Source organism: Actinosynnema sp. CA-299493 (genome assembly GCF_050946825.1).
Classification (GTDB): Bacteria; Actinomycetota; Actinomycetes; order Mycobacteriales; family Pseudonocardiaceae; genus Actinosynnema.
In genome coordinates this window covers 8,278,273-8,302,799 of sequence record NZ_CP191993.1, presented here as the reverse complement: position 1 = coordinate 8,302,799, position 24,527 = coordinate 8,278,273, and the positions used below count along the sequence as shown (strand labels likewise).

General features: G+C 72.3%; 20 protein-coding genes. 12 read left to right on the top strand and 8 right to left on the bottom strand.

The features are described from left to right. Window positions 1-54: 54 nt before the first annotated feature. A complete protein-coding gene (locus ACQPYE_RS35525) occupies window positions 55-750 on the bottom strand; it encodes an MSMEG_6728 family protein (protein ID WP_498717486.1) in 696 nt (231 codons plus the stop codon). A gap of 85 nt (window positions 751-835) precedes the next feature. On the opposite strand from ACQPYE_RS35525, the gene ACQPYE_RS35520 reads away from it, so the two are divergent. The 4 genes from ACQPYE_RS35520 (at window position 836) to ACQPYE_RS35505 (ending at window position 4,691) form a co-directional block, all read left to right on the top strand. Beyond that, complete coding sequence (locus ACQPYE_RS35520; RefSeq protein ID WP_498717485.1) at window positions 836-1,486, top strand: TetR/AcrR family transcriptional regulator; 651 nt, start codon at window positions 836-838, stop codon at window positions 1,484-1,486. A gap of 246 nt (window positions 1,487-1,732) precedes the next feature. Beyond that, on the top strand, window positions 1,733-2,731 hold the full coding sequence (locus tag ACQPYE_RS35515; RefSeq protein ID WP_498717484.1) for an LLM class flavin-dependent oxidoreductase: 999 nt from the start codon (window positions 1,733-1,735) through the stop codon (window positions 2,729-2,731). A gap of 12 nt (window positions 2,732-2,743) precedes the next feature. Beyond that, a complete protein-coding gene (locus ACQPYE_RS35510) occupies window positions 2,744-4,048 on the top strand; it encodes an NtaA/DmoA family FMN-dependent monooxygenase (RefSeq protein WP_498717483.1) in 1,305 nt (434 codons plus the stop codon). A 10-nt stretch (window positions 4,049-4,058) separates the two neighbouring features. Next, window positions 4,059-4,691 carry a ThuA domain-containing protein gene (locus ACQPYE_RS35505; RefSeq protein WP_498717482.1) on the top strand — a complete coding sequence of 211 codons (633 nt, stop codon included), beginning with the start codon at window positions 4,059-4,061 and terminating at the stop codon, window positions 4,689-4,691. Between the two features lie 103 nt (window positions 4,692-4,794). On the opposite strand, the gene ACQPYE_RS35500 is transcribed toward ACQPYE_RS35505, so the two are convergent. After that, window positions 4,795-6,066 (bottom strand): ROK family transcriptional regulator, encoded by a 1,272-nt coding sequence (locus ACQPYE_RS35500; protein ID WP_498717481.1) that lies wholly within the window; start codon window positions 6,064-6,066, stop codon window positions 4,795-4,797. 156 nt (window positions 6,067-6,222) lie between these two features. Here ACQPYE_RS35500 and ACQPYE_RS35495 point away from each other — a divergent pair, with 156 nt between their 5' ends. The 5 genes from ACQPYE_RS35495 to ACQPYE_RS35475 are packed head-to-tail and all read left to right on the top strand — an operon-like array spanning window position 6,223 to window position 13,696. After that, window positions 6,223-7,911: an ABC transporter substrate-binding protein gene (locus tag ACQPYE_RS35495; RefSeq protein WP_498717480.1), complete on the top strand. Its 1,689-nt coding sequence runs from the start codon at window positions 6,223-6,225 to the stop codon at window positions 7,909-7,911. Between the two features lie 28 nt (window positions 7,912-7,939). After that, window positions 7,940-8,929 carry an ABC transporter permease gene (locus tag ACQPYE_RS35490; RefSeq protein WP_498717479.1) on the top strand — a complete coding sequence of 330 codons (990 nt, stop codon included), beginning with the start codon at window positions 7,940-7,942 and terminating at the stop codon, window positions 8,927-8,929. A 17-nt stretch (window positions 8,930-8,946) separates the two neighbouring features. Further along, window positions 8,947-10,773, top strand: coding sequence for a dipeptide/oligopeptide/nickel ABC transporter permease/ATP-binding protein (locus ACQPYE_RS35485; RefSeq protein ID WP_498717478.1), 1,827 nt, complete (start codon window positions 8,947-8,949; stop codon window positions 10,771-10,773). Then, the gene (locus ACQPYE_RS35480) at window positions 10,770-11,633 is read left to right on the top strand and encodes an ABC transporter ATP-binding protein (protein ID WP_498717477.1); all 864 of its coding nucleotides are present in this window, start codon (window positions 10,770-10,772) and stop codon (window positions 11,631-11,633) included. The genes ACQPYE_RS35485 and ACQPYE_RS35480 overlap by 4 nt, the downstream gene beginning before the upstream one ends. Next, window positions 11,630-13,696 (top strand): glycoside hydrolase family 36 protein, encoded by a 2,067-nt coding sequence (locus ACQPYE_RS35475; RefSeq protein WP_498717476.1) that lies wholly within the window; start codon window positions 11,630-11,632, stop codon window positions 13,694-13,696. Before ACQPYE_RS35480 ends, ACQPYE_RS35475 begins: the two co-directional genes overlap by 4 nt. 76 nt (window positions 13,697-13,772) lie before the next feature. Here ACQPYE_RS35475 and ACQPYE_RS35470 read toward each other — a convergent pair whose 3' ends face one another. The 6 genes from ACQPYE_RS35470 to ACQPYE_RS35445 all read right to left on the bottom strand — a co-directional run bounded on the left by ACQPYE_RS35470 (window position 13,773) and on the right by ACQPYE_RS35445 (window position 20,057). Further along, entirely contained in the window at window positions 13,773-14,309 is a 537-nt protein-coding gene (locus ACQPYE_RS35470; RefSeq protein WP_498717475.1) for a DUF3558 domain-containing protein, read from the bottom strand. 184 nt (window positions 14,310-14,493) lie between these two features. Next, window positions 14,494-15,978 (bottom strand): hypothetical protein, encoded by a 1,485-nt coding sequence (locus tag ACQPYE_RS35465; protein ID WP_498717474.1) that lies wholly within the window; start codon window positions 15,976-15,978, stop codon window positions 14,494-14,496. A 20-nt stretch (window positions 15,979-15,998) separates the two neighbouring features. Next, window positions 15,999-16,532: a DUF3558 domain-containing protein gene (locus ACQPYE_RS35460; protein WP_498717473.1), complete on the bottom strand. Its 534-nt coding sequence runs from the start codon at window positions 16,530-16,532 to the stop codon at window positions 15,999-16,001. A 16-nt stretch (window positions 16,533-16,548) separates the two neighbouring features. Continuing rightward, window positions 16,549-16,950: a hypothetical protein gene (locus tag ACQPYE_RS35455; protein WP_498717472.1), complete on the bottom strand. Its 402-nt coding sequence runs from the start codon at window positions 16,948-16,950 to the stop codon at window positions 16,549-16,551. Window positions 16,951-17,048: 98 nt separating this feature from the next. Continuing rightward, the gene (locus ACQPYE_RS35450) at window positions 17,049-17,765 is read right to left on the bottom strand and encodes an ESX secretion-associated protein EspG (RefSeq protein WP_498717471.1); all 717 of its coding nucleotides are present in this window, start codon (window positions 17,763-17,765) and stop codon (window positions 17,049-17,051) included. A gap of 171 nt (window positions 17,766-17,936) precedes the next feature. Beyond that, window positions 17,937-20,057: an alpha-galactosidase gene (locus ACQPYE_RS35445; protein WP_498717470.1), complete on the bottom strand. Its 2,121-nt coding sequence runs from the start codon at window positions 20,055-20,057 to the stop codon at window positions 17,937-17,939. Between the two features lie 121 nt (window positions 20,058-20,178). On the opposite strand from ACQPYE_RS35445, the gene ACQPYE_RS35440 reads away from it, so the two are divergent. Genes ACQPYE_RS35440 through mgrA form a run of 3 tightly spaced genes read left to right on the top strand, consistent with a single transcriptional unit; the run spans window position 20,179 to window position 24,444 of the window. Beyond that, on the top strand, window positions 20,179-22,623 hold the full coding sequence (locus ACQPYE_RS35440; RefSeq protein ID WP_498717469.1) for a glycoside hydrolase family 2 protein: 2,445 nt from the start codon (window positions 20,179-20,181) through the stop codon (window positions 22,621-22,623). After that, on the top strand, window positions 22,620-23,453 hold the full coding sequence (locus ACQPYE_RS35435; RefSeq protein WP_498717468.1) for a LacI family DNA-binding transcriptional regulator: 834 nt from the start codon (window positions 22,620-22,622) through the stop codon (window positions 23,451-23,453). The genes ACQPYE_RS35440 and ACQPYE_RS35435 overlap by 4 nt, the downstream gene beginning before the upstream one ends. 10 nt (window positions 23,454-23,463) lie before the next feature. Further along, the gene (gene mgrA / locus ACQPYE_RS35430) at window positions 23,464-24,444 is read left to right on the top strand and encodes an L-glyceraldehyde 3-phosphate reductase (RefSeq protein WP_498717467.1); all 981 of its coding nucleotides are present in this window, start codon (window positions 23,464-23,466) and stop codon (window positions 24,442-24,444) included. Window positions 24,445-24,527: the final 83 nt, after the last annotated feature.

Genomic DNA, 24,527 nt, shown 5'->3' with positions numbered 1-24,527 from the left:
CCCGGGTGACGAACGGGGACCCCGCCGGATCGACACGGCGGCCGGACTTTTTCCTCAGATTTCGAGGTTCAGGGTGAAACGGCCCGTCGGGGCCGGCAGGCGTTGGCCGCGGCGGAAGAAGCGGACCTGGCGCGGGTCGGCCGCCTCGGCGCGCACGGCCGCCAGGTCGGCCTCGGTGGGCGGGCGGGCGACCGACGGGCCGGGCCGGTGGTCCAGCGGCGGTGGCGGCGGGTGCTCGTCGTCGGGCAGGGGCGGGCGGTCGACGCGGCACGCGACCAGGCCGGGTGTGTCGGGGACGTCCAGCGGGAACACCGGCGCGGGCCAGACGTAGTCGAGGTCGTCCGGGACGTCGGGGAACAGCGGGCGGTAGTGGTCGGGGTCCTTGCGCAGGAGGGCGGACCGGTGGCTGCGGTGCAGGCCGTCGTCGCCGAGCCAGGGCGGCAGGAGCCCTTCGGCCAGGCACCACGACCACGTCGGCTCCCGGCCGCCGGTGTAGTCGAGGAACGCGGCGCGCAGGCCGTCGCGGTGGCCGCGCCGTCGCCACTCGTCGCACACGGCCACGCCGTAGGCGACCAGCGCGGGCGTGAAGCCGCGCCACATCAGCACCGCCGGGTGCCGCTTCCAGCCGTACTCGGGCCAGACGAGGGCGCGCAGGATCTGGGCGGTCTCCACGCGCTGCTTGCCGAGCCGCCGCGAGTCGAGCACGGCGGCGCTGCGGGCGAAGGTCGCGCACGGCAGGAACGTCTGCACCCCAGCCGGCTACCCCGGGTGGCGGTGGTCATGCGCCCCGGTCGGCGGAGCCGGCAACAGACCGGTGGGCTGTTAACCTGCGGCGGTGGAGTTCAAGCGCGCCCGCCGACCCGAGCAGGTGGAGCAGCGGCGGCGCACGATCCTCGACACGGCGTGCGCGATGCTGCGGGAGCGGCCCGTCGCCGACATCAGCCTGCGCGAGCTGAGCGACCGGGTCGGGCTCGCGAAGTCGAACGTGCTGCGGTACTTCGACAGCCGCGAGGCGATCTTCCTGGAGGTGCTCGACCAGGAGTGGGGCGCCTGGCTGGACGAGCTGGAGGGCGAGCTGGCGCCGGGCGACGCCGACGTGGTCGGCGTGGCCACCGCGGTCGCGACCACGCTGCTGCACCGGCCGCTGCTGTGCGAGCTGGTCAGCGGCATGGCCGGGGTGCTGGAGCGCAACATCCCGGTGGACTTCGCGCGCGTGTTCAAGCGTCGGGCGAACGAGCACAAGGACCGGCTGGCCGACCTGGTGCGAGCCGGGGTCCCGGTGCTGGACGAGGCCGCGGCGCGGCACTTCGCGAGCGTGGTGGTGGCGCTGACGGCCGGCCTGTGGCCGCACGCGAACCCGACGGACGCGGTGGCGCGGGTGATGCGGGAGCTGGGCGGGCCGACGGCGGGCGAGCTGGTGCGGGAGGGCCTGACCGAGGGCCTGGTGAACCAACTGGTCGGCCTGGTCGCGCGAACGCGAACCTGAACGCAAAACCTGATCACGGTCCTGAACGCGCGTTCGAACGTGCCTTCGAATGCGCGGGTCCGCACGCGGGCTTGAACGCGCCCGGCTTCGACGCGCTCCGCTTCGACGGGCCCCGGTCGATCACGTGCGCCCGCCCTTATTCCCGGCGCGACCGGATTCGCCGGAGTTCCCAGCGAGTGGTCGAGCTCCCGCCGGCCCGCGCACCTGCCGCAGAATCCCGGACAGGTCGCAGGGAAAGGGGAGGCCATGGGAGACGGGTTGCACCTCGCCGTCGCGCTGGAGGGCTCCGGGTGGCATGTCGACGCGCCCGACCCGGCCCGGTTCGACGCCCGGTACTGGGTGGACCTCGCGCGGGAAGCCGAGCGGGGCCTGCTGGACTTCGTCACGTTCGAGGACGACCTCGGCCCGACGGGGCGGCTGGACTCGGTGCTGGTCGCGTCCCGCGTGGCGCCGTCGACCACGCACATCGGGCTCGTGCCGACGGCGACCACCACGCACACCGAGCCGTTCCACCTGTCCAAGGCCATCGCGACCCTCGACTACGTGAGCGCCGGGCGCGCTGGCGTGCGGGTGCGCGTCTCGCCCTCCGCCGAGGAAGCGGCGCACTTCGGGCGGCGGGTCCTCGGCGCGGACGTGCTGCCGGAGCTCCTGCGCGAAGCGGCCGACTACGTCGAGGTGCTGCGCCGGCTCTGGGACAGCTGGGAGGACGACGCGGAGATCCGGGACGTGGCCACCGGCCGGTTCGTCGACCGGGACAAGCTGCACTACGTCGACTTCACCGGCGAGTGGTTCGCGGTCAAGGGGCCGTCGATCACACCGCGCCCGCCGCAGGGGCAGCCCCCGGTCGCGGTGCTGTCCCAACCGCCGCACGCCCCGGTTTCGGCGGACATCGTGTTCACCACGCCGCACGACCTCGCCGAAGCGAAGGCGCAGGCGGCGGAAGTGCCCGCGCCGCATCACTTCGTGGACGTCGTGGTCGGGTTCGGCGGCACGGCGCGGTCGTCGGACGCGCTGGTCTTCGGCGGCACGGCGGTCGAGCTGGCCGACCTGCTCGTGGAGTGGCACGCGGCGGGCGTCTCCGGGTTCCGGTTGCGGCCGGCCGTGCTGCCGGACGACCTGTCGGTGATCGTGGCCGAGCTGGTGCCCGAGCTCCAGCGGCGGCAGGTCTTCCGGCGTTCCTACGAGACCTCGACCCTGCGCGGTCACCTCGGTCTGCCCCGCCCGGCCAACCGCTACGCAGCCTGAGAGGACCTCGGGATGAAGCAGATCCACCTCGCCGCGCACTTCCCCGGCGTCAACAACACCACCGTGTGGAGCGACCCCGAAGCGGGCAGCCACATCGAGTTCTCCTCCTTCGCCCACCTCGCCCGGACCGCCGAACGCGCCAAGTTCGACTTCTTCTTCCTCGCCGAGGGCCTGCGCCTGCGGGAGCAGCACGGGCGCATCTACGACCTGGACGTGGTCGGTCGTCCGGACACGTTCACCGTGCTGTCGGCGTTGGCGGCGGTCACGTCCCGGCTCGGCCTGGCGGGCACCATCAACTCGACGTTCAACGAGCCGTTCGAGGTGGCCCGGCAGTTCGCGTCGCTCGACCACCTGTCCGGGGGCCGGGCCGCGTGGAACGTGGTGACCTCGTGGGACGCCTTCACCGGTGAGAACTTCCGGCGCGGCGGGTTCCTGCCGCAGGAGCAGCGGTACGAGCGGGCGCGGCGGTTCCTCGACGCGTCGTTCGCGCTGTTCGACTCGTGGCGCGACGACGGCGCGTTCGCCTACCGCGACGAGCACTTCGACATCGCCGGTCGGTTCGGGCTGCCCCGGTCGCCGCAGGGCCGGCCGGTCGTCCTCCAGGCGGGCGACTCGGACGAGGGGCGCGAGTTCGCCGCGGCCAAGGCCGACGCGATCTTCTCCAGGCACGCGACCATGGCCGAGGGCCAGGCCTTCTACGCGGATGTGAAGGGCAGGCTCGCCCGGTACGGCCGGTCGCCGTCGGACCTCGTCGTGCTGCCCGCGGCGACGTTCGTGCTCGGCGACACCGACGCCGAAGCCCGGGAGCTGGCGCACGAGGTGCGGCGGCGGCAGGTCAGCGGGCAGACCGCGATCAAGGTGCTGGAGCAGGTGTGGAACCGGGACCTGTCCGACCACGACCCGGACGGGCCGCTGCCGTCGGTCGACCCGCTGATCTCGGACGAGCACGTGGCCCGCGGGCGGGCGAGCGTGCGGATGCACCGGGACCCGGTGGCGGTGGCCCGGCAGTGGCGCGAGCTGGCGGAGGCCAAGCACCTGTCGATCCGCGAGCTGGTCATCGAGACGAGCGCGCGCCAGACGTTCGTCGGCTCGCCGTCGTCGGTGGCGGCGCAGATCGACGAGCTGGTGCAGGCCGACGCCGCCGACGGGTTCGTCCTCGTGCCGCACGTGACACCGGGCGGGCTGGACGCGTTCGCCGACCGGGTGGTGCCGCTGTTGCAGGAACGCGGCGCGTTCCGGGAGGACTACACCGGGTCGACGCTGCGCGACCACCTCGGACTCGGTGAGCCGCCGGACCGGGACGGCGCGGTCGCCTAGGGTTCGACCCGTGAAGGCTTTGGTGGTTCGCGGCGGCTGGGACGGGCACTCGCCGGTGGCGGCGACGGACTCGTTCCTGCCGTTCCTGCGCTCGTCGGGGTTCGCGGTCGACGTGTCGGACTCGCTGGAGGTCTACGACGAGCGCCTCGGCGGGTACGACCTGGTCGTCCAGTGCTGGAGCGACGGCGTGCTGACCGACGACCAGTTCGCGTGCCTGGAAGCGGCGGTGCGTGGCGGGACGGGGCTGGCCGGGTGGCACGGCGGCCTGGTGGACGCGTTCCGCCACTCGCGCGGCTACCTGAAGCTGGTCGGCGGCCAGTTCGTCGACCACCCCGGCGGGTTCGTGGACCACCGGGTGGAGATCACCTCGACTCACCCGGTCGTGGCGGGTCTCGCGGGGTTCGAGCTGCGGACCGAGCAGTACTGGGTTCTGACCGACGGCCTCAACGACGTGCACGCGACCACGACGTTCGCCGCCGCCGAGCCGTGGCACGCGCCGCTGACCGTGCCCGTCGTGTGGACCCGCCGCTGGGGCGCCGGCCGCGTCTTCGCCTGCACGATCGGCCACCACCCGGCCGACCTCGACCTGCCACCGGTCCGCACCCTGGTCGAACGCGGCCTCCTCTGGGCCGCCCGCCCCTGACCCGCAGGCCCCGCGTGTCGAACCTCCAGGTCCCGCGAGTCGAACCCTCAGGCCCGGCGTGTCGAACGCTCAGGCCCCGTGAACCGAACACCCGGGCCCGCGTTCACCCGCTCGAATCGGCCAGCGCGGCGGGTTCCGAGTCGGCCAGGTTCTCCGGCAGCCTGAGGCCCTCGTGCAGCGGCACGAGCTCGGACTGCAGCACGAGCGCCGCACCGCCGATCGCGGACGCCGTGGCGGCCGAGCGGGACAGCCGCACGTCGACCCCGTGCGCCGCGCGCGAGAAGAAGGCGCGGTCCAGCTCGTCGCGCACCACGGGCAGGTAGACCGACCCGGCGATGGCGAAGCTGGGCCCGGTCAGCACCAGGACCTCCAGGTCCATGATGTTCGCCAACGTCCGCGCCGCCACCGCGATGTACCGCGCCGACCGCTCCAGGATCGCCAACGCCGACGGCTCGCCGCGCCGGGCCGCCCGGCTCACCGCCGCGAAGTCCGACGACACCGACCGCGCCCGCCCGGTCAGCCCCGCCGACTTGGCCAGCGCCGCGTCCGCCCGTGCCGCCGCCACCACCGCCGCCGGCCCCGCCAGCACCTCCACGCACCCGCGCGCGCCGCACCAGCACTCCGGCCCGTTCGCGTCCACGCAGATGTGGCCGATCTCCCCGGCGTTCCCGCTGCTGCCGCGGTAGGTGATGCCGTTGATGACCAGCCCCGCGCCGATGCCCGTGCCCATGTACAGCGCCGCCGAGATGGCCGTCCCGCCGATCGCGCCCGACCAGTGCTCGCCCAGCGCCGCCGCCGTGGCGTCGTTGTCCAGCACCACCGGCAGGCTCGTCGCCCGCTCCAGCTCCTGGGCGAGCGGGAAGTCCTCCCACTTGCGCATGGACGGCGGGGTCAGGCCCATGCCGGTGTCCGAGCTGAGCGGTCCGGGTGAGACGAGGCCGAGGCCGAGCACGCGGTTGTGGTCGACGCCGACGCCGTCGATCAGGCCCTTCACCTCGGCCGCCATCCGCGCGACCACGGTCCGCGGTTCCGCCGCGCCCGCGCCCGCCCTCGAAATGCGCGCCACGACCGATCCGCCGAGATTGGTCAGCACGTACGTGATGCCCGCGTGGTCCAGGTGGACGCCGACGGCGTAGCGGGAGGAGTGGTTGAGCTGCAGCAGCACCCGCCGCTTGCCGCCGGTCGACTCGGCCCGCCCGGTCTCCACGACCAGGCCCTCGTCGATGAGCTTGCGGACGACGGTCGAGATCGTGGCGCCGGTGAAACCGGTGGCGTTGATCAGGCCGACGCGGCTGATGGTGCCCGCCGCGCGGATCACGTCCAGCACGGCGGACTTGCTGCTCGCGTGGTGCGTCGCCCGCGCCGGTCCGCTCACGTGGTCCCCCGCGTTCGTCTTAGTTCGTTCGTTGGACGAAGAGTAGCAACTTGACCGGTAGATGACGCGGAGGTGTTGACTTCGTTTCTTCGATGACTTAACAATCTGCCTCAACGCGGGACCGCGGCCGGTCTCGGGCCACGAGAGGAATCAACGATGTTCCTGAAGGCAAGGCGCTTCTCACGGGCGCGCAGGGCGGCGGCCGGACTGGCCGCGGTCGCCATGCTCGCGACGGCGTGTGGCGGCTCGGACACGGGCGGTGACGCGAACAAGGACACGCTGATCGTGTACACGGGCCAGTCCGGCGACTGGCAGACGAACTTCAACCCGTTCTCGCCCACCCTGCTGGAGGGCCCCGGCACGATCTTCGAGCCGCTGTTCTTCTTCAACAACATCCGCGACGTCGAGCCGCGCCCCCGCCTGGGCAAGAGCTTCGAGTGGAACGCCGACGGCACCCAGCTCGACGTCGAGCTGCGCGACGACGCGAAGTGGACCGACGGCCAGAAGTTCACCGCCAAGGACGTCGTCTTCACCCTCGACATGATCACCAAGAACCCGGCCATGAACGGCACGGGCTACAAGGGCGTCGCGACCGCCGTGGACGACACCCACGTGTCGATCAAGTTCACCGAGCCGTCCTTCATGGAGGGCCCGCAGGTCCTCGGCCGGATCTGGATGGTCCCCGAGCACAAGTGGAAGGACATCGCGACCCCGTCGACCGACGTCGTCGCCCAGCCCGTCGGCACCGGCCCGTTCATGCTCGACGACTTCAAGGCCCAGGCCTTCACGCTCAAGGCCAACCCCGACTACCACTCCGGCGAGCCCGCCCTGAAGAAGGTGCGCTACCTGGCGCTGTCGGGCAACCAGTCCGGTGAGGCCGCGCTGCGGGCCGGCCAGATCGACTGGCAGACCGGCCCGGTCCCGGACATCGCCAACGTCGAGAAGAACTACCCGGGGTACAAGGCGATCACCATCCCGATGAACCAGGTCGCCCTGTTCACCTGCTCGAACGCCGCCCTGGGCTGCCAGGGGCCGCAGACCGACGTGGCCGTCCGCAAGGCCGTCTACTACGCGCTCAACCGCACCCAGATCAACTCGCTGGCGTTCGAGAACACCGCCAGTGAGGTGTCCCCGGGCGCCGCGCTGGTCGAGCGGGACGCGGACCAGATCTCCGGCAAGCTCAAGGAGAAGACCGCGCCGATGCAGCCGGACGAGGCCAAGGCCACGCAGCTGCTGGAGGGCGCCGGCTACACCAAGGGCGGCGACGGGATCTACCAGAAGGACGGCAAGCCGGTCGCCATGACCCTCAAGGTCGTCGCGGGCTGGACCGACTACATCACCGCGGTCGACACGATGGCCCAGCAGCTGCAGAAGGTCGGCATCAAGGTGACCGCGCAGCAGGTGTCCTGGAACGAGTGGTCCGACGCCCGTGGCCGCGGCCAGTACGAGTTGCTGATCGACGCCCTGAACCAGGGCCCGGCGCCCGACCCGTTCTACAACGCGTCCTACTTCTTCAGCACCGCGACCACGGCCAAGGTCGGCGAGGTGGCGAACCCGAACTTCGCCCGCTTCTCCAACCCCGACGTGGACGCCGCGCTGGCCGCGCTGAAGGGCATCGACCCGAAGGACGACGCCGCCCGGCAGCCGTACTTCGACACGATCCAGACCAGGATCGAGGAGTCGATCCCGTACATCCCGGTGCTGACCGGCGGCACGACCAGCGAGTTCAACGCCAAGAAGTTCACCGGCTGGCCCACCAAGGACGACCTGTACTCGTTCCCGGCCGTCTGGGCGCGCCCGGAGCACTCGGAGATCTTCCTGAAGCTCAAGCCGGCCGGCCAGTGAAGCACTGATTGAGGCGATAGGCGGACCGATGAGGTACTACGCCCGAAAGTTCGCGTTCTACCTGGTCGCCCTCTGGGCGGCGCTGACGCTGAACTTCTTCATCCCGAGGCTCATGCCGGGCAACCCGGTGGACATCCTCATGGCGAAGCTCGCGCAACGCGGCGGAACCGTGGACCCGTCGGCCCGCAGAGCGTACGAACTGCTGCTCGGCACGAACAGCGGCGAGTCGCTCGTCAACCAGTACGTCTCGTACCTGGGCAACATGTTCCGGGGTGATCTGGGCATCTCGGTGAGCGCGTTCCCGACGCCGGTGACCCAGATCATCTCGGAAGCCCTGCCCTGGACCCTGATGCTCGTGGGCATCGCGACGTTCCTGTCGTTCGTCCTGGGCATCGCCCTCGGCATGTTCGTCGGTTGGCGGCGCGGCACCTGGCTGGACAGCCTGGTGCCCGCCACCACCGTGCTCGCCGCCGTGCCGTACTTCTGGCTGGCGCTGATCCTGGTCGCGGTGCTGTCCTCGGCGTGGGGCTGGTTCCCGCTCCAGGGCGGCTACGACGTCATCCTCTCGCCCGGCTGGAACGCCGACTTCATCGGCTCGGCGATCTACTACGGCACGCTGCCCGCGTTGACCATCGTGATCTCGTCGGTCGGCGGCTGGCTGCTCGGCATGCGCAACATGATGGTGTCCGCCACCGCCGAGGACTACGTGCTCACCGCCAAGGCCAAGGGCCTGCGCGACTCCCGGATCATGATCAAGTACGCGGCCCGCAACGCGGTGCTGCCGTCCGTGGCCGGTTTCGCCATCTCGCTCGGGTTCGTGGTGGCCGGCTCCATCATCACCGAGCAGGTGTTCTCCTACCCGGGCATCGGGTCGAAGCTCCTGCAAGCGGTGCAGAACAACGACTACGCCCTCATGCAGGGCATCTTCCTGGTCATCACGGTCGCCGTGCTCGGCGCGAACCTCGTGGTCGACCTGCTCTACGCCGTCATCGACCCGCGCACCCGCGTCAGCGGCTGAGAAGGAGAACGGACACCGTGACGAATCTCAGTGCTGTCACCGCCGGGGCTCCGCGCGGGCGGGCCGGGTGGCGGTCGATGCTGCCGCGCTGGTCGCCGAAGCTCGGCGTCGGCCTGGTGCTGATCGGGCTGATCGCGTTCATCGGCCTGATCGGCCCGTTCCTGGTCGGCGACCCGAACACGATCCGCGACATCAGCCTCACCTCGCCGGGCGGCGAGTTCTGGCTCGGCACCACGCAGACCGGCCAGGACATCGTGGCCCAGCTCGCCCACGCCACCAGGGGCTCGCTCTACATCGGGCTGATGGTCGGCGTGATGGCGACCGCCCTGTCGGCGTTGTTCGGCATCGTGGGCGCCTACATCGGCGGGTACGTCGACGAGGCCTTCTCCCTGTTCTCCAACGTGATGCTGGTGATCCCCGGCCTGCCGCTGGTGATCGTCATCTCCGCGTTCGTGCCCGCCGACCAGCGCGGCTCGTGGACCATCGCGGTGGTGCTGGCGATCACCGGCTGGGCCGCGTCGGCACGGGTGCTGCGCGCCCAGACGCTGTCGCTGCGCAACCGCGACTACGTGGCCGCGGCCAAGGTCTCCGGCGAGAAGCCCTGGCGCGTCATCACCGTCGAGATCCTGCCGAACCTGCTGCCGCTGCTGGCCTCGCAGTTCGTGTTCTCGGTGATCTACGCGATCCTGAGCGAGGCCGGCCTGTCGTTCCTCGGCCTGGGCGCGTCCAACTCGTCCACGCTCGGCACGATGCTCTACTACGCCCAGAACGGCTTCGCGCTGCAACGTGACGCGTGGTGGTGGTTCGTGCCGCCGGGCCTGATCATCGCCCTGTTCGGCTGCGGCCTGGCGCTGGTCAACTTCAGCATCGACGAGATCATCAACCCGAAGCTGCGCGACATCCCCCGGCGCGACCGGGCGGAGGCGGCCCGCGAGCCCGCGCCCGCGCAGCGCGCGGACGACGACGTGGTGCTGACGGTGAACGGCCTGTCCGTCGTCTACCAGGTGGAGAACCCGGTGCACGCGGTCAAGGACGTGTCGATCACGTTGCGGCGCGGCGAGATCCTCGGCCTGGCCGGCGAGTCCGGCTGCGGCAAGACCACCCTGGCCTACGCGGTCAACCGGCTGCACCGGCCACCCGCCGAGGTGACCACCGGCTCGGTCACGTTCCACGACCGCGAGGGCGGGGACGTCGACGTGCTGGCCCTCACGCCGGGCGAGCTGCGGGCGTTCCGCTGGTCCAAGCTGTCGATGGTGTTCCAGGGCGCGATGAACGCCCTGAACCCGGTCATCACGGTCCGCGCGCAGCTGGACGACGTGCTCACCACGCACCGGCCCGAGATGACCAAGGCGCAGCGCAGGGCCAGGTGCGAGGAGGTGCTCAAGCTGGTCGGCGTCGACGTGCGGCGGCTCAGCTCGTTCCCGCACGAGCTGTCCGGCGGCATGCGGCAGCGCGTGATGATCGCCATGGCGCTGCTGCTCGACCCGCAGGTCATGATCATGGACGAGCCGACCACCGCGCTGGACGTCGTCGTGCAGCGCGGCATCCTGCGCGAGATCCTGCGGCTGCGCGACGAGATCGGCTTCGCCGTCCTGTTCATCACCCACGACCTGCCGCTGCTGCTGGAGCTCGCCGACCGCATCGCCGTGATGAAGGACGGCGAGGTCGTCGAGTACGCCACCGCGCAGGACATGTTCGAGCAGCCCGCGCACCCCTACACCCGCCAGCTGCTCGACTCGTTCCCCAGCCTGACCGGCGAACGCGGCTCGTTCGTCCGCTCCGGCGAGCAGATGACGCCGGTCGACCGGTCCGGCGAGCCCACTTCGTCCGGAGGCGTCCGATGACCACGTTGGAAGCTCGCGAGCTGGTCAAGGACTTCCACGTCCGGGTGGGCCTGCGGCGGGTGCGGCTGCGCGCGGTGGACAACGTGTCGTTCACCCTCACCCCCGGCCGCACGGTCGCGCTGGTCGGCGAGTCCGGCTCGGGCAAGTCGACCATCGCCCGGATGATCGCCCGGCTGGAGAAGCCCAGCGGCGGCGCCATCGCGCTCACCGGGCCGGACGGCGCGAAGGTGCCCGACCGCGCGTACCGGGACAACGTGCAGATGGTGTTCCAGGACCCGTTCGCGTCGCTGAACCCGTTCCACACCATCGAGCACCACCTCGCGCGACCGCTGAAGCTGCACGGCCGACCGCACGGCTGGGACGAGGTCGTGCGGCTGCTGGAACGCGTGTCCCTGCCCGGCCGCGACATCGCCGGGCGACGGCCGCACGAGCTGTCCGGCGGCCAGCGGCAGCGCGTCGCCATCGCGCGGGCGCTGGCACCGGGCGCGAAGGTCGTGGTGGCCGACGAACCGGTGTCGATGCTGGACGTCTCGATCCGGCTCGGCGTGCTGAACCTCATGGCGCGGTTGCAGCGCGAGGAGAACCTGGCCGTCCTCTACATCACGCACGACCTGGCCACCGCGCGGCACTTCTCCGACGACATCCTCGTGCTCTACAAGGGCCGCGTGGTCGAACGGGGACCGGCCGACGAGGTGATCCTGAACCCGCAGCACCCGTACACCAAGATCCTGGCCTCCGCCGCGCCGAACCCCGAGGCGCGCGGCCGTGCCGTCGAGATCGACCCGGCGGACGTGGAACGGGCCGGCGCCGCCGCGGCGTACGACCACAACACCGGGGCGTGGGAGGAAGTCGCCACATGACGGTCACCTGGTCCACCGGCGCGATCAGGCTGCTGTTGACGCACGGGGACGACCGTCCGGTCAGCCTGCTCTCGCTGCGCCCCGACGGGCCGGTCGAGGGCATCGGGGTGCCGCTGGTCGAGGTGCAGGCCATCGGCCACGGCCGGTTCCCCGGCAGCCACCGCTACGCCGACACCACCATCGGCGCGCGGCTGCGCCACCGCTCGCACACCGCGTCCGCGGACGAGCTGCGGGTCGTCCAGCACGACCCGGTGAGCGGGCTGGTGGTGACGTCGGTGTTCCAGGGCGTCGCCGGCGTGCCCGCCGTGCGGACGTGGACCGAGGTGGCGGTCGAGGGCGAGCCGGTCCACCTCCAGGCCGTGACGTCGCTGTCCACCGGGGCGTTCCTGGTGGACTCCGGCCGTTCGGTGGACGAGGTGGACCTCGTGCACGCCGACTCCGACTGGGTCGCCGAGTCGCGCTGGCACCGCACGCCGCTGCGCGAGGCGGGCCTGGTGGCGATGGACCCGACCGTGCACCACCACGCCTCGCGCAGCCGGTTCGCGCTGACGTCGCGCAGCTCGTGGTCCACGGGCGAGCACCTGCCGACCGGCGTGCTGGTGGCGCGGGACGACAGCTGGGCGCTCGCGTGGCAGATCGAGCACAACGGCGCGTGGCACTTCGAGGTGGGGGAGACCGTCGCCGGCGCGTACCTGGCGCTGCTGGGGCCCAGCGACGGCGAGCACCAGTGGGGCCGCGTGGTGTCGGAGGGCAACGGCTTCACCACCGTGCCGGTGTCGGTCGCGGTGGTCGCCGGCGGCGTGGACGAGGCGTTCGGCGCGTTGACCCGGCAGCGGCGGGCCACGTTGCGCAACCGGCGCGCGCCCGAGTTGCCGGTGATCTTCAACGACTACATGAACACCCTGATGGGCGACCCCACCACGGAGAAGCTGCTGCCGCTGATCGACGCGGCGGCCTCGGTCGGCGCGGACTACTTCTGCGTCGACGCCGGGTGGTACGACGAGGACGGCCAGTGGTGGGACAGCGTCGGCGAGTGGCGGCCGTCGCGGACCCGGTTCCCCGGCGGGTTCGGCGAGGTCACCGACCGGATCCGGGCACGCGGGATGGTGCCCGGGATCTGGTTGGAGCCGGAGGTCGTCGGCGTGCGCTCGGCGCTGGCCCGGTCGTTGCCGGACGACGCGTTCTTCCGGCGCCAGGGCGCGCGGGTGGGCGAGCACGGCCGGTTCCACCTGGACTTCCGGCACCCCGAGGCGGTCCGGCACGTGGACGAGGTGGTCGACCGGCTGGTCGACGAGTTCGGCATCGGGTACTTCAAGCTGGACTACAACATCATGCCCGGCGCGGGCACCGACGTCGGCGGCCTGGCGCCGGGGGAGGGGCTGCTCGGGCACAACCGGGCGCACCTGGCGTGGCTGGACGCGCTGCTGGCCCGGCACCCCGGGCTGGTGGTGGAGAACTGCGCGTCCGGCGCGATGCGGATGGACTACGCGATGATGTCCCGCTTGCACCTCCAGTCCACCTCGGACCAGCAGAACCCCCTGCTGTACCCGCCGATCGCGGCCGCCGCGCCGGCCTCGGTGCTGCCGGAGCAGGCCGGGAACTGGGCGTACGCGCAGCCGGGGATGACGCCGTCGGAGGCCGCGTTCACGCTGGCCACGGGTGTGCTGGGGCGGCTGTACCTGGCCGGCCGGGTCGACCTCATGGACCCATCGCGGCGCGCGCTGGTGCGCGAGGCCGTCACCGTCCACAAGGGACTGCGGCCGGAGATCGCCACGTCGGTCCCGTTCTGGCCGCTCGGCCTGACCGACCGCACCGGCCCGTGGGTGGCGCAGGGGTTGCGCGCGGCGGCGAACAGCTACCTGACCGCGTGGCGGCTGCCCGACGCGTCGCCGGACGTCGAGCTGCCCGTGCCGCACCTGCGCGGGCAGGACGTCACGGTGACGCCGGTGTTCCCGGTGACGTCACCCGAGTGGGCCTTCGGGTGGGACGCGGCGCGAGGGGTTCTGCGTGCCACCCACACCGGCGTCGCCCCGTCCGCCGTCGTCGTGCGGCTGACGGCCTGAGCCGTTGTCGTCCTCGTGCGGCTGACGGCTGAGCCGTCGTCGTTCTCGTGCGGCTGACGCGCTGAACCGGTGGGCGTCAGGGCAGCCTCGGCTCGACCAGCTCGGCGACCCGCATCGCCGCCGGGCACGGGTCCTCGTCGGGGCTGCCCGCGTTCAGCACGACGTCGACCCGGGACGACTCGGTGACGCCGATGAAGATCCCGCAGCTGCCGGTGGCCCCGATCGCCTGCTTGGCCTGGTGCCGACCGACCACCAGGTCCTGGACCACGTTGCCGTTCGACTGCACCGCCGCCAGCCCGGACGTGGTCCGGACGCCGACGCCGAGCCGTCCCGCCGCGGGCGCGAAGTTGCACACCCGCGCCGAGCCGAGCTGCTCGACCGCGGGGTCGGCCCCCTGCGCGCCGGTGACCTGCTCGGCCTCGGCCTTGGTGAGCAGGGTGCACGGGTCGAGCCCGTCCAGCGGGCCACCCCTGGACGGGCCGACCGCCGGCGCGGTGGTGCTCGGCGACGTCGTGGCGTCGGTGGGTGCGGGCGGCGGCTCGGCAGGTCCGCCGCAGGCGGTGACGACCGACAACGCGACCGCGACTCCGGCCAGGGTGATTCGGGAGGACACGAGTGGGTTCCCTGATCGGTCGGGGCGGTGTGGAGCGCCGCCGGCGTTGGTGACGCCGACGGTAGCGCACGTTCTGGGAGCGCTACCAGAGCGACTTCCCGCGCACCGGAACCCGCCCGTCGCCGCCGCGCGGATCGCCGTCGGCCATCGCGCGGTTCGCCGTCAGCGGTAGCGCGGTTCGCCGTCAGTCGTCGTCGGACCAGTCGCCGATCACCGGCGGGGCCGTCGCCCGACCGCCGCCGAACAGGGCCTCGGGGTCCGGTTCGACCAGGTAGGACGGCGACTGGTGCTCGGCGTCCTCCTCGCCACGGCCGGCGGCCGGCCCGACCGCCGGCCCACCGACCACGCCCTGCCCCGCGCCACCGCGCCGCGCGCCCACCTCCCCGTGCGCACCGCCCGGTGCGCCGCCCCTCACCGCCGATCCCGGCCCTCCCGGCAGCCCCGAGCCCGGCGACGCGCCACCGGGAACCCGCCCGCCGGCACCCGCGCTGCCACCGACGCCCGCGCCGCCACCGAAACCACCGCCACCGAAACCGCCACCGCGCCCGGTCCGCCCCGCGCCCGACCCGCCTGCCGGACCACCCCGACCGACACCCGGCCCGCCCCTCCCCGTGGCCGACCCACTCCCGGGAGCACCCGGCACGCCCACCGCCGCCGGACCTCCGTGACCGGACCCTCCCGGGACACCCTCACGACCACCCGGCGTCAGCGGGACCGAGCCGTTGCCGCTGGTGTTCGTCGTCCCACCCGAGGGAACCCCGCCGCTCTCCGATCCCGCGGAAGCGACACCGGTCTCCTCACCCACCCCCGGTGGCGGCGGCCCGGCGGCGCGTTCACCCGACCCCCGACCGGGCGGCTGAACCGGTGCCGGCTCGCCACGCGGCGGAGTGGGCGGCGCGGGCGGCGGCGCGAACGCGGGCTGGGCGGCAGCCGTCTGCGCCACGGTCCGGTCGTACACCTCCACCGCCCGCGCCGCCTGCCGGTGCTCTTCCTGCTGCTTGGCGAACTCCGCCCGGTCGGCCGCCGCCCGGGTCGCCAGCGCGACCGGGTCGGTGATGGTCATCAACCGCCGGTTCGCCGCCTCCACGTCGAACGGCTCGGCGGGCGGCGGCGGCACCGTCGCCCGCGCGGTGGCCAGCGCCCTCGACTGCTGCGCGAACAACGTGCCCGCCATCTGCGCCGCGACCGCCGTCTCACCGGCCTTGCGCGCCAACTCCGCCATCGCCCGCCGCGCCTGGTCACCGGCCTTGCCGGTCCAGTCCGGCTCACTGTCGGCGATCGCCTTCACGATGGCGTCGTTGAACTCGACCAGCTCGTTGCCCAGCGCGGTCCAGGTGTCGCCGTGCTCACCGACCGCACCCGGATCACCGCCCACGTGCACGCCGTCGTGCAGTTCCCGGTGGGAGATGCCGAGGTAGTCCGCACCGGGTTCCGGCGGCGCGGTCCGCGTCGTCACCTGTCCCTTGAGCTGGGCGGCCTGCGCGTCCAGCAGGTCGTCCACCTCGGCGCGGCCGAGCAGGTGGGCCACGTACGCGCCGAACGGCCCGTAGCGCTCGCCGTACTCCCGCTCGACCCGCTCCCGCACCTCCTGGCCCGTGGCCACCTTGGCGCGGTGGTCGACGTCGTACTCGTCGTAGGCGGACGGTTTCCCCGGTGCTCCCTCGTTCATGGCGGTCCCTCCCCGGACGGCTACGGCAACTTCGGCTCCACCAGCTCGGCGAGCCGCTTCGCCGGCCCGCACTCCTGCCCGCCGGTCTTGGGCTGCACCGTGATGTCGACCCGGGACGACTCGGTCACCCCGAGGACGAAGAAGCAGGTGCCGCCCTGGCTGACCCACGACTTCACCTGGTGCCCGCCGATGGTCAGGTCGGTCACCGGACCGGTGGCGTTCACCCCGGCCAACCCCACGTTGGTGCGGATGTCGACCACCAGCAACCGCTTGTCCACCTCGTACTCGCAGCTGCGAGCGGTGCCCAGGTCGTTTCGCCGGGGTTCCCCGTCGAGCGCGCCCACGGCCTGCTCGACGTCTTCCCCGGTCACCAGTCCGCACGGGTCGGCGTCGTCCAGCGCGGCCGGAGGGCCGGCCGGGGTGGTGCCCGTCGAGGTCGACGGTTCAGTGCCCGCGCCCGCGTTCGGCGACGGTCTGCCCTCGATCGTGGCGCACGCCGTGACGGCGAAGAACGCCGCCGAAACCAGACCGATCACGGCTATCCGGGAGTCCACGGCTACTTCCTCGCGGTCAGGCGGAGAGGCTCGGTCCGCCGGCGTCGGTGACGCCGTGCGCGGCGCCCTGGTCGGTGGTTCGGTAGAGGTCCATCGCCTGCATGACCTGGTCCCGCAGCAGCGCCAGATCGGTCGTGAACTTGTGCAGCGCGGGCACGAGCCCCTGGTCGGGGTCCGACGCGACGGTCGCCAGGAACGGCTTGTAGACCTGCGCGCCCGGTGTCGTGCCCAGAGGTGGCTCCTGGGCCAGGCGGTCGGCGGTCATGATGTGCCGCTCCGACTGGAACAGGATCCTGTCGATCGCCCGCACCAGGGCGTCACCGCCCCTGGGGCCGATGGTGAAGCCCGCGGCGGTGGCCGCTCCGAACTCGGCGACCGCGGTGCTCATCCCGCTGATCCCGGCGACGATCGCGTCCATGGTGATCACTCCTCCCAGTGATGCCCCACGTGGCGTGCTCCCGGCAGCATTGATCTGTACCGCTTCCGATCCGAATCCGCGCGCGTTCGCGGGATGTTTCACTCAGTGGAGCCAATGAAACGTCGCAGAAGAACGGTCAGGTACCGCCGGTCCGCCGGTGTGCACGTGGCATTCGGCCGACCGTTCGAATCGGCGCCCGGCAGAATGGCGTATCGCCCGGCCTCGGTGTCGAGGTAGCTGAAAGCGCCGAGTTCGACTTCCCGGTGGTCCTTTCGCGTGGTGGCGCTGAAGTGGCCCGCGCCGATGCGGGGCCATCGCATCATCTCCACCGCGGCAGACCCGCCGGCCGCCGGTCGCACGCCCGAGGTGAACCGGAACTGCGAGAAGTCCTCGTCGGGCGTTCGGCGCGGGGACGCGGTCACCACGACCGACGAGCCGGGGCCCGGGCGCAGTTCGGGCAGCAGCCCTACCAGCGCCCGCACGACGGTGTCCGCCGAGTGCCGGTGGAACGCGACCACGTCACCCTGTTGCACCGCAAGGACACCATCACGCCCGTCGGACGCCGCGCGCGCGACCAGTGGGGCGTCCCGGACCGTGCCGACCAGCGCGATGCCCAGCGGCGCCTCGGCGAACAACCGCAGCCCCTCGACCAGGTCGGGCGCGAACTCGGAGCCGCGCACCAGGTCCCGCGCCGACAGGTCCCGGTGCACCGACTCGACCAGCGCGACGCGTTCCGAGAGGGTCGCGCCGCCGTGTCCCACGGTGAAGGGGAATCGACGGACGTCGAGCTTCAGCGCGTCGCCCACTGCGTCCAATTCCGCGATCGAACAAATGATGTGTCCACTCACGACTGACATACCCCCCTTTCGCCCCGCTGGTCCTCATGCTGGCAGCGGTGATCGAGCGGGAGTCCGCATAATTCGTGATGGCGGACGACGAACGAGTGCCGCACGCCCTTGGGCATGCGGCATTCGCGTGGAATCCGGTCATGCAGCCGTCGCGCGCACCAGGACCAGGCGTTCGGGGTTGAGCACCGGGGCCTGCACGCCCGCCGTGCCCAGCACCCGGCCCGGCAGCGTCACGCCCTCGGGTCGCCACCACGGCAGGAGCACGCCCCAGTTGTGCGCGTTGCCGTCCGGCACGTCACCGGGCGGGAGGGGGCGCACGTGGTACGAGCGGTCGGGGGAGAGGCCCGGCAGGCGGACCGCGCCCGGCGGGTACAGCTGGGAGGTGGCCAGGGCGACGATCGCGAACACGGCGTCCGAACCGTCCTCCGCCACCACCCCGTGCACCTCGATCGCCGGGTCCGGGTGGTCGCCGTGCACCGCCACGCCCGTGTGCAGCAACGGCCGCAGTTCCTTGTACAGCGCCACCCACGACCGCAGCCGCGAGAGGTCCGCCTCGGACGCCGCGGTCAGGTCCCACTCGATGCCGAAGTGCCCGAACAGCGCGGTCCCCGCCCGGAAGTCGATCGGGTGCTGCCGGTGCGTCGTGTGCGACGTCCCCGAGCCGACGTGCGTCCCCATCAGCTCCAGCGGGATCAGCGCGTTCGTCCACCGCTGCATCGACTGCCGCTCCAGCGCGTCGATGCAGTCCGACACCCACACGCGGTCGGTGCGCTCCAGGATCTCCAGGTCCACCCGCGCGCCACCGGAGGAGCACGACTCGATCTCCACGCCGGGGTGGCGCCGCCGCAGCTCGTCCAGCAGCCGGTAGACGGCCACCGTCTGGCCGTGCACCCCCGCCCGCCCGGTCGGCCGGTGCCCGGCGTCCACCAGGTCCCGGTTGTGGTCCCACTTCAGGTACGACACGGGGTACTCGGACAGCAGCGCGTCCAGCCGTTCCAGGATGTAGGCGTACGCCTCCGGTCGCGCCAGGTCGAGCACCTGCTGGTGCCGGGCCGTGCCCGGCAGCCGGTCGCCCGCCGCCATGAGCCAGTCCGGGTGCGCCCGCGCCAGGTCCGAGTCCGGGTTGACCATCTCGGGCTCGACCCAGATGCCGAACTGCATCCCCAACCCGGTCACGTGGTCGGTGAGCGGCCCGAGCCCGTCCGGCCACACCTCGTCCGACACGTACCAGTCGCCCAGGCCGCGCCGGTCGTCGCGCCGCGCGCCGAACCAGCCGTCGTCCAGCACGAACCGCTCGCCGCCGACCGACGCCGCGGCGTCCGCCAACGCCTTCAGCCGGTCCAGGTCGTGGTCGAAGTACACGGCCTCCCACGTGTTCACCACGACCGGCCGGGGCGAGGAGGGGTGGGACGCGCGCGAGCGCAGGTGCCGGTGGAACCGCGCCGACACCTCGTCCAGCCCGCGCCCGTACGACGCGTACTGCCACGGCGACGTGTACGACTCGCCGGGCCCCAGCACGACCTCGCCGGACAGCAGCAGCTCGCCGGACCCGAGCAGGGACACGGAGTGGTAGGTCTTCTCGGCGAACGTCCGGTGGTTGCCCGACCAGGCCGTGTGCACGGCCCAGATCTCGCCCGAGCGGTTGTCGAACCCGGCCGTGCCCGCGGCGAGCAGGTAGGCCGAGTCGTAGCCGGTCCGCCCGGTCCGGTTCTCGCGCACGTGCAGGCCGTGGTTGAACGGCGTGCGCTGGGGGCTGCGCTCCCGGGTCCAGCGCCCGGTGAAGTCCAGGAGCTCGACCGCCTGCGGCGGCGCGGGCAGGGTCAGTGCCACCGCGTCCACGGCGAAGTCGGACGACCCGGTGTTGGTCAGCACGGCCCGCTGCCGCACCAGCCCGGCCGGCGTCAGCTCGACGTGGAGCGCCAGCCCGAGCCCGGCGGCCTCGTCCACCGCCTCGACCGCGGGACCGTCCACCGACACCACGCGGAACGCGGTCGAGAAGTCCCGCCCACCCCGGTTGCCGACGATTCCGGGGGTGCCGAGCCAGCCCGCCGACTGCTCGGGCAGCACGGCCACGTCCACCAGCCCGTCGACCGAGAAGCCGATGGGGTGCGGGCTTTGCGCGAGCAGCACCGCGGCCAGCTCGGCGGCGGAGAGCTCGCCCAGGTCGGCGCCCCAGTAGCGGACCCGGGGAAGGGTGCTGCCGGAGAAGTCGAGCACCAGGCTCACACCCGCGGCCCGCAGGTGCGTCACGTCTGCCACTTGTGGTCTTCCTCTCTGGTGGTGAACCTCGTTGACTTACTTTAGTTGCTGGCGTAAGAATCGCCATACCCTGAACGTCACACGGCAGAAACCCACCGCCGCCGCTGGGAAAAGAGGAACGATGATTCGCACGACCTTGCACGACGGGTGGCGCCTGAGCGCGGTGGGTGGGCCGATCCCGGCGGTCGTCGCCGACCGCGAAGTGCCCGCCGTCGTGCCCGGCAGCACGCACCTCGACCTCCTCGCGGCGAACCTGATCCCCGAGCCGTACCTGGACACCAACGAGGCCGAGCTGGCCTGGATGCACCGCGCCGAGTGGCGTTACGCCCTGACCTTCGAGGCCGGGGCCGCGACGCCGGGCGAGAAGGTGGAACTGGCGTTCGACGGCCTCGACACCGTCGCCACGGTCGAGCTCAACGGCCGGGTCCTCGGCCACACGGCCAACATGTTCCGCTCGTACCGCTTCGACGTGCGCGAGCACCTCAAGGACGGCGCGAACGACCTCGTCGTCACCTTCCACTCCGCCCTGGCCCACGCCGAGGAGCAGGAGGAGCGGTTGGGCCGGCGCGACCGCGCCTACCCGCACCCGATGAACGCCGTGCGCAAGATGGCCTGCTCGTTCGGCTGGGACTGGGGCCCCGACCTCCAGACCGCGGGCATCTGGAAGCCGGTGCGGCTGGAGCGCTGGACCGCGGCACGGCTGGCCGGGGTCCGCCCGCTCGTCACGGTGGACGCCGACGGCACGGGCCGGGTCGAGGTGCACGTCGAGGTCGACCGCGCCCGGGACACCGACCTGACCGCGGTCGCGACCGTGGCCGGCGTCGAGCGGCACGTCCGGGTCGAGGGCGACTCCGCCGTGGTGACCGTCGAGGTGCCGGACGTCGACCTGTGGTGGCCCGCGGGCTACGGCGACCACCCCCTCTACGACCTGCACGTCGTCCTCCGGTCCGATGGCGAGGAGGTGGACCGGACCGATCGCCGCATCGGCTTCCGCACCATCACCGTCGACACGACGCCCGACGAGGTCGGCACGCCGTTCACGTTCGTCGTCAACGGCAAGCCGGTGTTCGCCAAGGGCGCCAACTGGATCCCGGACGACCACTTCCTCACCCGCGTCACCCGCGACCGCCTGGCCCGCCGGGTCGACCAGGCCGTCGACGCCAACATGAACATGCTGCGCATCTGGGGCGGCGGCATCTACGAGACCGAGGACTTCTACGACGTCTGCGACGAGCGCGGCGTGCTGGTCTGGCAGGACTTCCTGTTCGCCTGCGCCGCCTACGCCGAGGAGTCGCCGCTGTGGGAGGAGGTCGAGGCCGAGGCGCGCGAGAACGTCGCCCGGCTGACCTCGCACGCGTCCCTGGCGCTGTGGAACGGCAACAACGAGAACCTGTGGGGCTTCGCCGACTGGGGCTGGGCGGAGCAGTTGCAGGGCCGCACCTGGGGCCTGGGCTTCTACACCGAGCTGCTGCCGAAGATCGTCGCCGAGCTCGACCCGACCCGGCACTACTCGCCGGGCAGCCCGTACAGCCCGGGTGAGCTCCACCCGAACGAGGACACCCACGGCACCCGCCACGAGTGGGAGGTCTGGAACCGGGTCGACTACACCCACTACCGCGACCACACCCCGCGGTTCTGCTCGGAGTTCGGCTTCCAGGGCCCGCCGACCTGGGCGACGCTCACCGAGTGGGTGCACGACGAGCCGATGACGCCGACCTCGCCCGCGTTCCTGCTGCACCAGAAGGCCGAGGACGGCAACGGCAAGCTCGACCGCGGCCTCGCGCCGCACCTGCCCGCGCCGGCGGAGTTCCCGGACTGGCACTGGGCGACCCAGCTCAACCAGGCCCGCGCGGTCGCGTTCGGCGTCGAGCACTTCCGCTCGCACTGGCCGCGCACGGCCGGCGCGCTGGTGTGGCAGCTCAACGACTGCTGGCCGGTCACGTCGTGGGCCGCGGTCGACGGCGACGAGCGGCTCAAGCCGCTGTACTACGCGCTCAAGCACGCGTTCGCCCCGCGCCTGCTCACCGTCCAGCCGCGTGCCGGCGTGGACGCGCTCATCGCGGTCAACGACACCGACGAGGCCTGGACCGGTGACGTCGCGCTGGAGCGCCAGACGTTCACGGGTGAGGTGCTCGCGGCGGCTAAACTGCCGCTCGACGTGCCGGCGAGGTCGGTGGCGCGGCTCGACCTGGCGACCGACCTGGTCACGCCGGGCGACCCGAAGGGGGAGGTGCTGGTGGTGAGCACGGCCGACGCGCGCACCGCGCACCTGTTCCGGGAGGACCTGGAGCTGGCCTACGACCCCGCGCCGCTCACCGCCGAGGTGCGGCGGGTGGACGGGGGCTACCGGGTGGACGTCACCGCGTCCTCCTTCGCCCGCGACGTCGCCGTGCTGGCCGACCGGGTCGCCGGGGACGCCGTCGTGGACGACACCCTGGTCACGCTGCCCGCCGGCGGGACGCACTCGTTCCTGGTCCGCACGGGCGCCGAGCTGGCCGACCCGTCCGCGCTGACCGGCCCGCTGGTGCTGCGATCGGCCAACGACCTGTGCGCGGTGCGGACGTGACCGGCGGCTCGACCGGCGCCGTCGGGCTCGTGCTGGCCCGCCCGGCGCGCCTGTTGGGCGCGGAGCCGTTCTTCATGGAGTTCATCGCGGGCATCGAGGAACGGCTCGCCGAGGGCGACCGGTCCGTGCTGCTGCACATCGTGGGCGCCGAGGACGCCGAGATCGCCGCCTACCGCAGGTGGGCGGCGGGCGGCCTGGTGGACGCGGTCGTGGTCGTCAACCGCACGGTGGACGACCACCGGCCGGCGGTGCTGCGCGAGATGGGCCTGCCCGCGCTGTACGTGGGCGAGCCGGACGAGCTGGCCGTGCCCGCGGTGCGCACCGACGACGCCGGCCCCGTGCGGGAGGCGTTGGCGTACCTGCTGGACCTCGGGCACCGGCGCATCGCCCGGGTCAGCGGCCCGGAGACGCTGCTGCACACCAGGGCGCGCACCGCCGCGCTGATCGAGGGCTGCGCGGAGGCGGGCATCGAGCCCGTCGTGCTGGAGGGCGACTACTCCGAGGAGTCGGGGGCGAAGCTCACCACGGCGCTGCTCAACGCGTCCGAGCCGCCCACCGCGATCCTCTACGACAACGACGTGATGGCCGTCGCGGGCCTGAACGTCGCCAAGGAACTCGGCGTCGCCGTGCCCGACCGGCTCAGCCTGGTCGCGTGGGACGACTCGTCGCTGTGCCGGCTCGCGTCACCCGCGCTGACCACGATGAGCGTGGACGTGCACCAGTTCGGCGTCACCGTCGCCGAGTCCGTGCTGGAGCTCATCGAGGGCGTCGAGGTCGCCGAGCGCTGGTCGCCCAAGCCCACGCTCATCGCGCGGGAGAGCACCCGATAAGAGGATCCAGATGACCCACCACGCCGCCGAGTCGCGGTACGACGCCATGCCCTACCGCCGGTCCGGCCGCAGCGGGCTCAAGCTGCCCGCCGTGTCGCTCGGCCTGTGGCACAACTTCGGCCACGACAAGGCCCTCGACGGTCAGCGGGCCATCCTGCGCCGGGCGTTCGACCTCGGCGTGACGCACTTCGACCTGGCCAACAACTACGGGCCGCCGCCCGGCAGCGCCGAGGAGAACTTCGGCAGGCTGTTCGCGGACGACTTCCGGCCGTACCGGGATGAGATCCTGGTGTCCACCAAGGCCGGGTACCACATGTTCGACGGCCCGTACGGCGAGTGGGGCTCCCGCAAGTACCTGGTCGGCTCGCTGGACCGGTCCCTGGCCCGGATGGGCCTGGACCACGTCGACGTCTTCTACCACCACCGGCCGGACCCGGACACGCCCATCGAGGAGACGATGGGCGCGCTGGACCACGTCGTCCGCTCGGGCAAGGCGCTCTACGTCGGCATCTCGAACTACTCGGCCGAGCAGACCGCCGAAGCCGCCCGGGTGCTGCGCGAGCTGGGCACGCCGCTGCTCATCCACCAGCCGTCGTACTCGATGCTCAACCGGTGGGTCGAGGACGGCCTGCTGGACGTGCTGACCGAGGTCGGCGCGGGCAGCATCGCGTTCTCGCCGCTGGCGCAGGGCGTGCTGACCGACCGCTACCTCAACGGCGTGCCGGAGGGCTCACGGGCGGCGGGCGCCTCGCCGTTCCTGTCGGCGGCCAACCTGGACGAGGCGACGCTGGGGAAGGTCCGCGCGCTCGACGACATCGCGAAGCGGCGCGGGCAGACGCTCGCGCAGCTGGCCATCGCGTGGGTGCTGCGCAACGTGACGTCCGCGCTGATCGGCGCCTCCAGCGTGAAGCAGCTGGAGGACAACGTGGCCGCGACGGCGAACCTGGCGTTCGAGGCCGACGAGCTGGCCGAGATCGAACGGCACCTCTGACGTCGCGAGCGTTGTGAGGTGAACCGCTTCAGCGCTGCTCGTCACACTGCTTGACGAAACTTTGCTTAACCGCTTAACTAAGT

Excerpts from the sequence above, each read along its gene's own strand:
- ACQPYE_RS35515 (WP_498717484.1), top strand. The coding sequence starts at position 1,733 with ATGGGAGACGGGTTGCACCTCGCCGTCGCGCTGGAGGGCTCCGGGTGG.
- ACQPYE_RS35510 (WP_498717483.1), top strand. The coding sequence starts at position 2,744 with ATGAAGCAGATCCACCTCGCCGCGCACTTCCCCGGCGTCAACAACACC.
- ACQPYE_RS35495 (WP_498717480.1), top strand. The coding sequence starts at position 6,223 with ATGTTCCTGAAGGCAAGGCGCTTCTCACGGGCGCGCAGGGCGGCGGCC.
- ACQPYE_RS35490 (WP_498717479.1), top strand. The coding sequence starts at position 7,940 with ATGAGGTACTACGCCCGAAAGTTCGCGTTCTACCTGGTCGCCCTCTGG.
- ACQPYE_RS35480 (WP_498717477.1), top strand. The coding sequence starts at position 10,770 with ATGACCACGTTGGAAGCTCGCGAGCTGGTCAAGGACTTCCACGTCCGG.
- ACQPYE_RS35475 (WP_498717476.1), top strand. The coding sequence starts at position 11,630 with ATGACGGTCACCTGGTCCACCGGCGCGATCAGGCTGCTGTTGACGCAC.
- ACQPYE_RS35465 (WP_498717474.1), bottom strand. The coding sequence starts at position 15,978 with ATGAACGAGGGAGCACCGGGGAAACCGTCCGCCTACGACGAGTACGAC.
- ACQPYE_RS35455 (WP_498717472.1), bottom strand. The coding sequence starts at position 16,950 with ATGGACGCGATCGTCGCCGGGATCAGCGGGATGAGCACCGCGGTCGCC.
- ACQPYE_RS35440 (WP_498717469.1), top strand. The coding sequence starts at position 20,179 with ATGATTCGCACGACCTTGCACGACGGGTGGCGCCTGAGCGCGGTGGGT.
- mgrA (WP_498717467.1), top strand. The coding sequence starts at position 23,464 with ATGACCCACCACGCCGCCGAGTCGCGGTACGACGCCATGCCCTACCGC.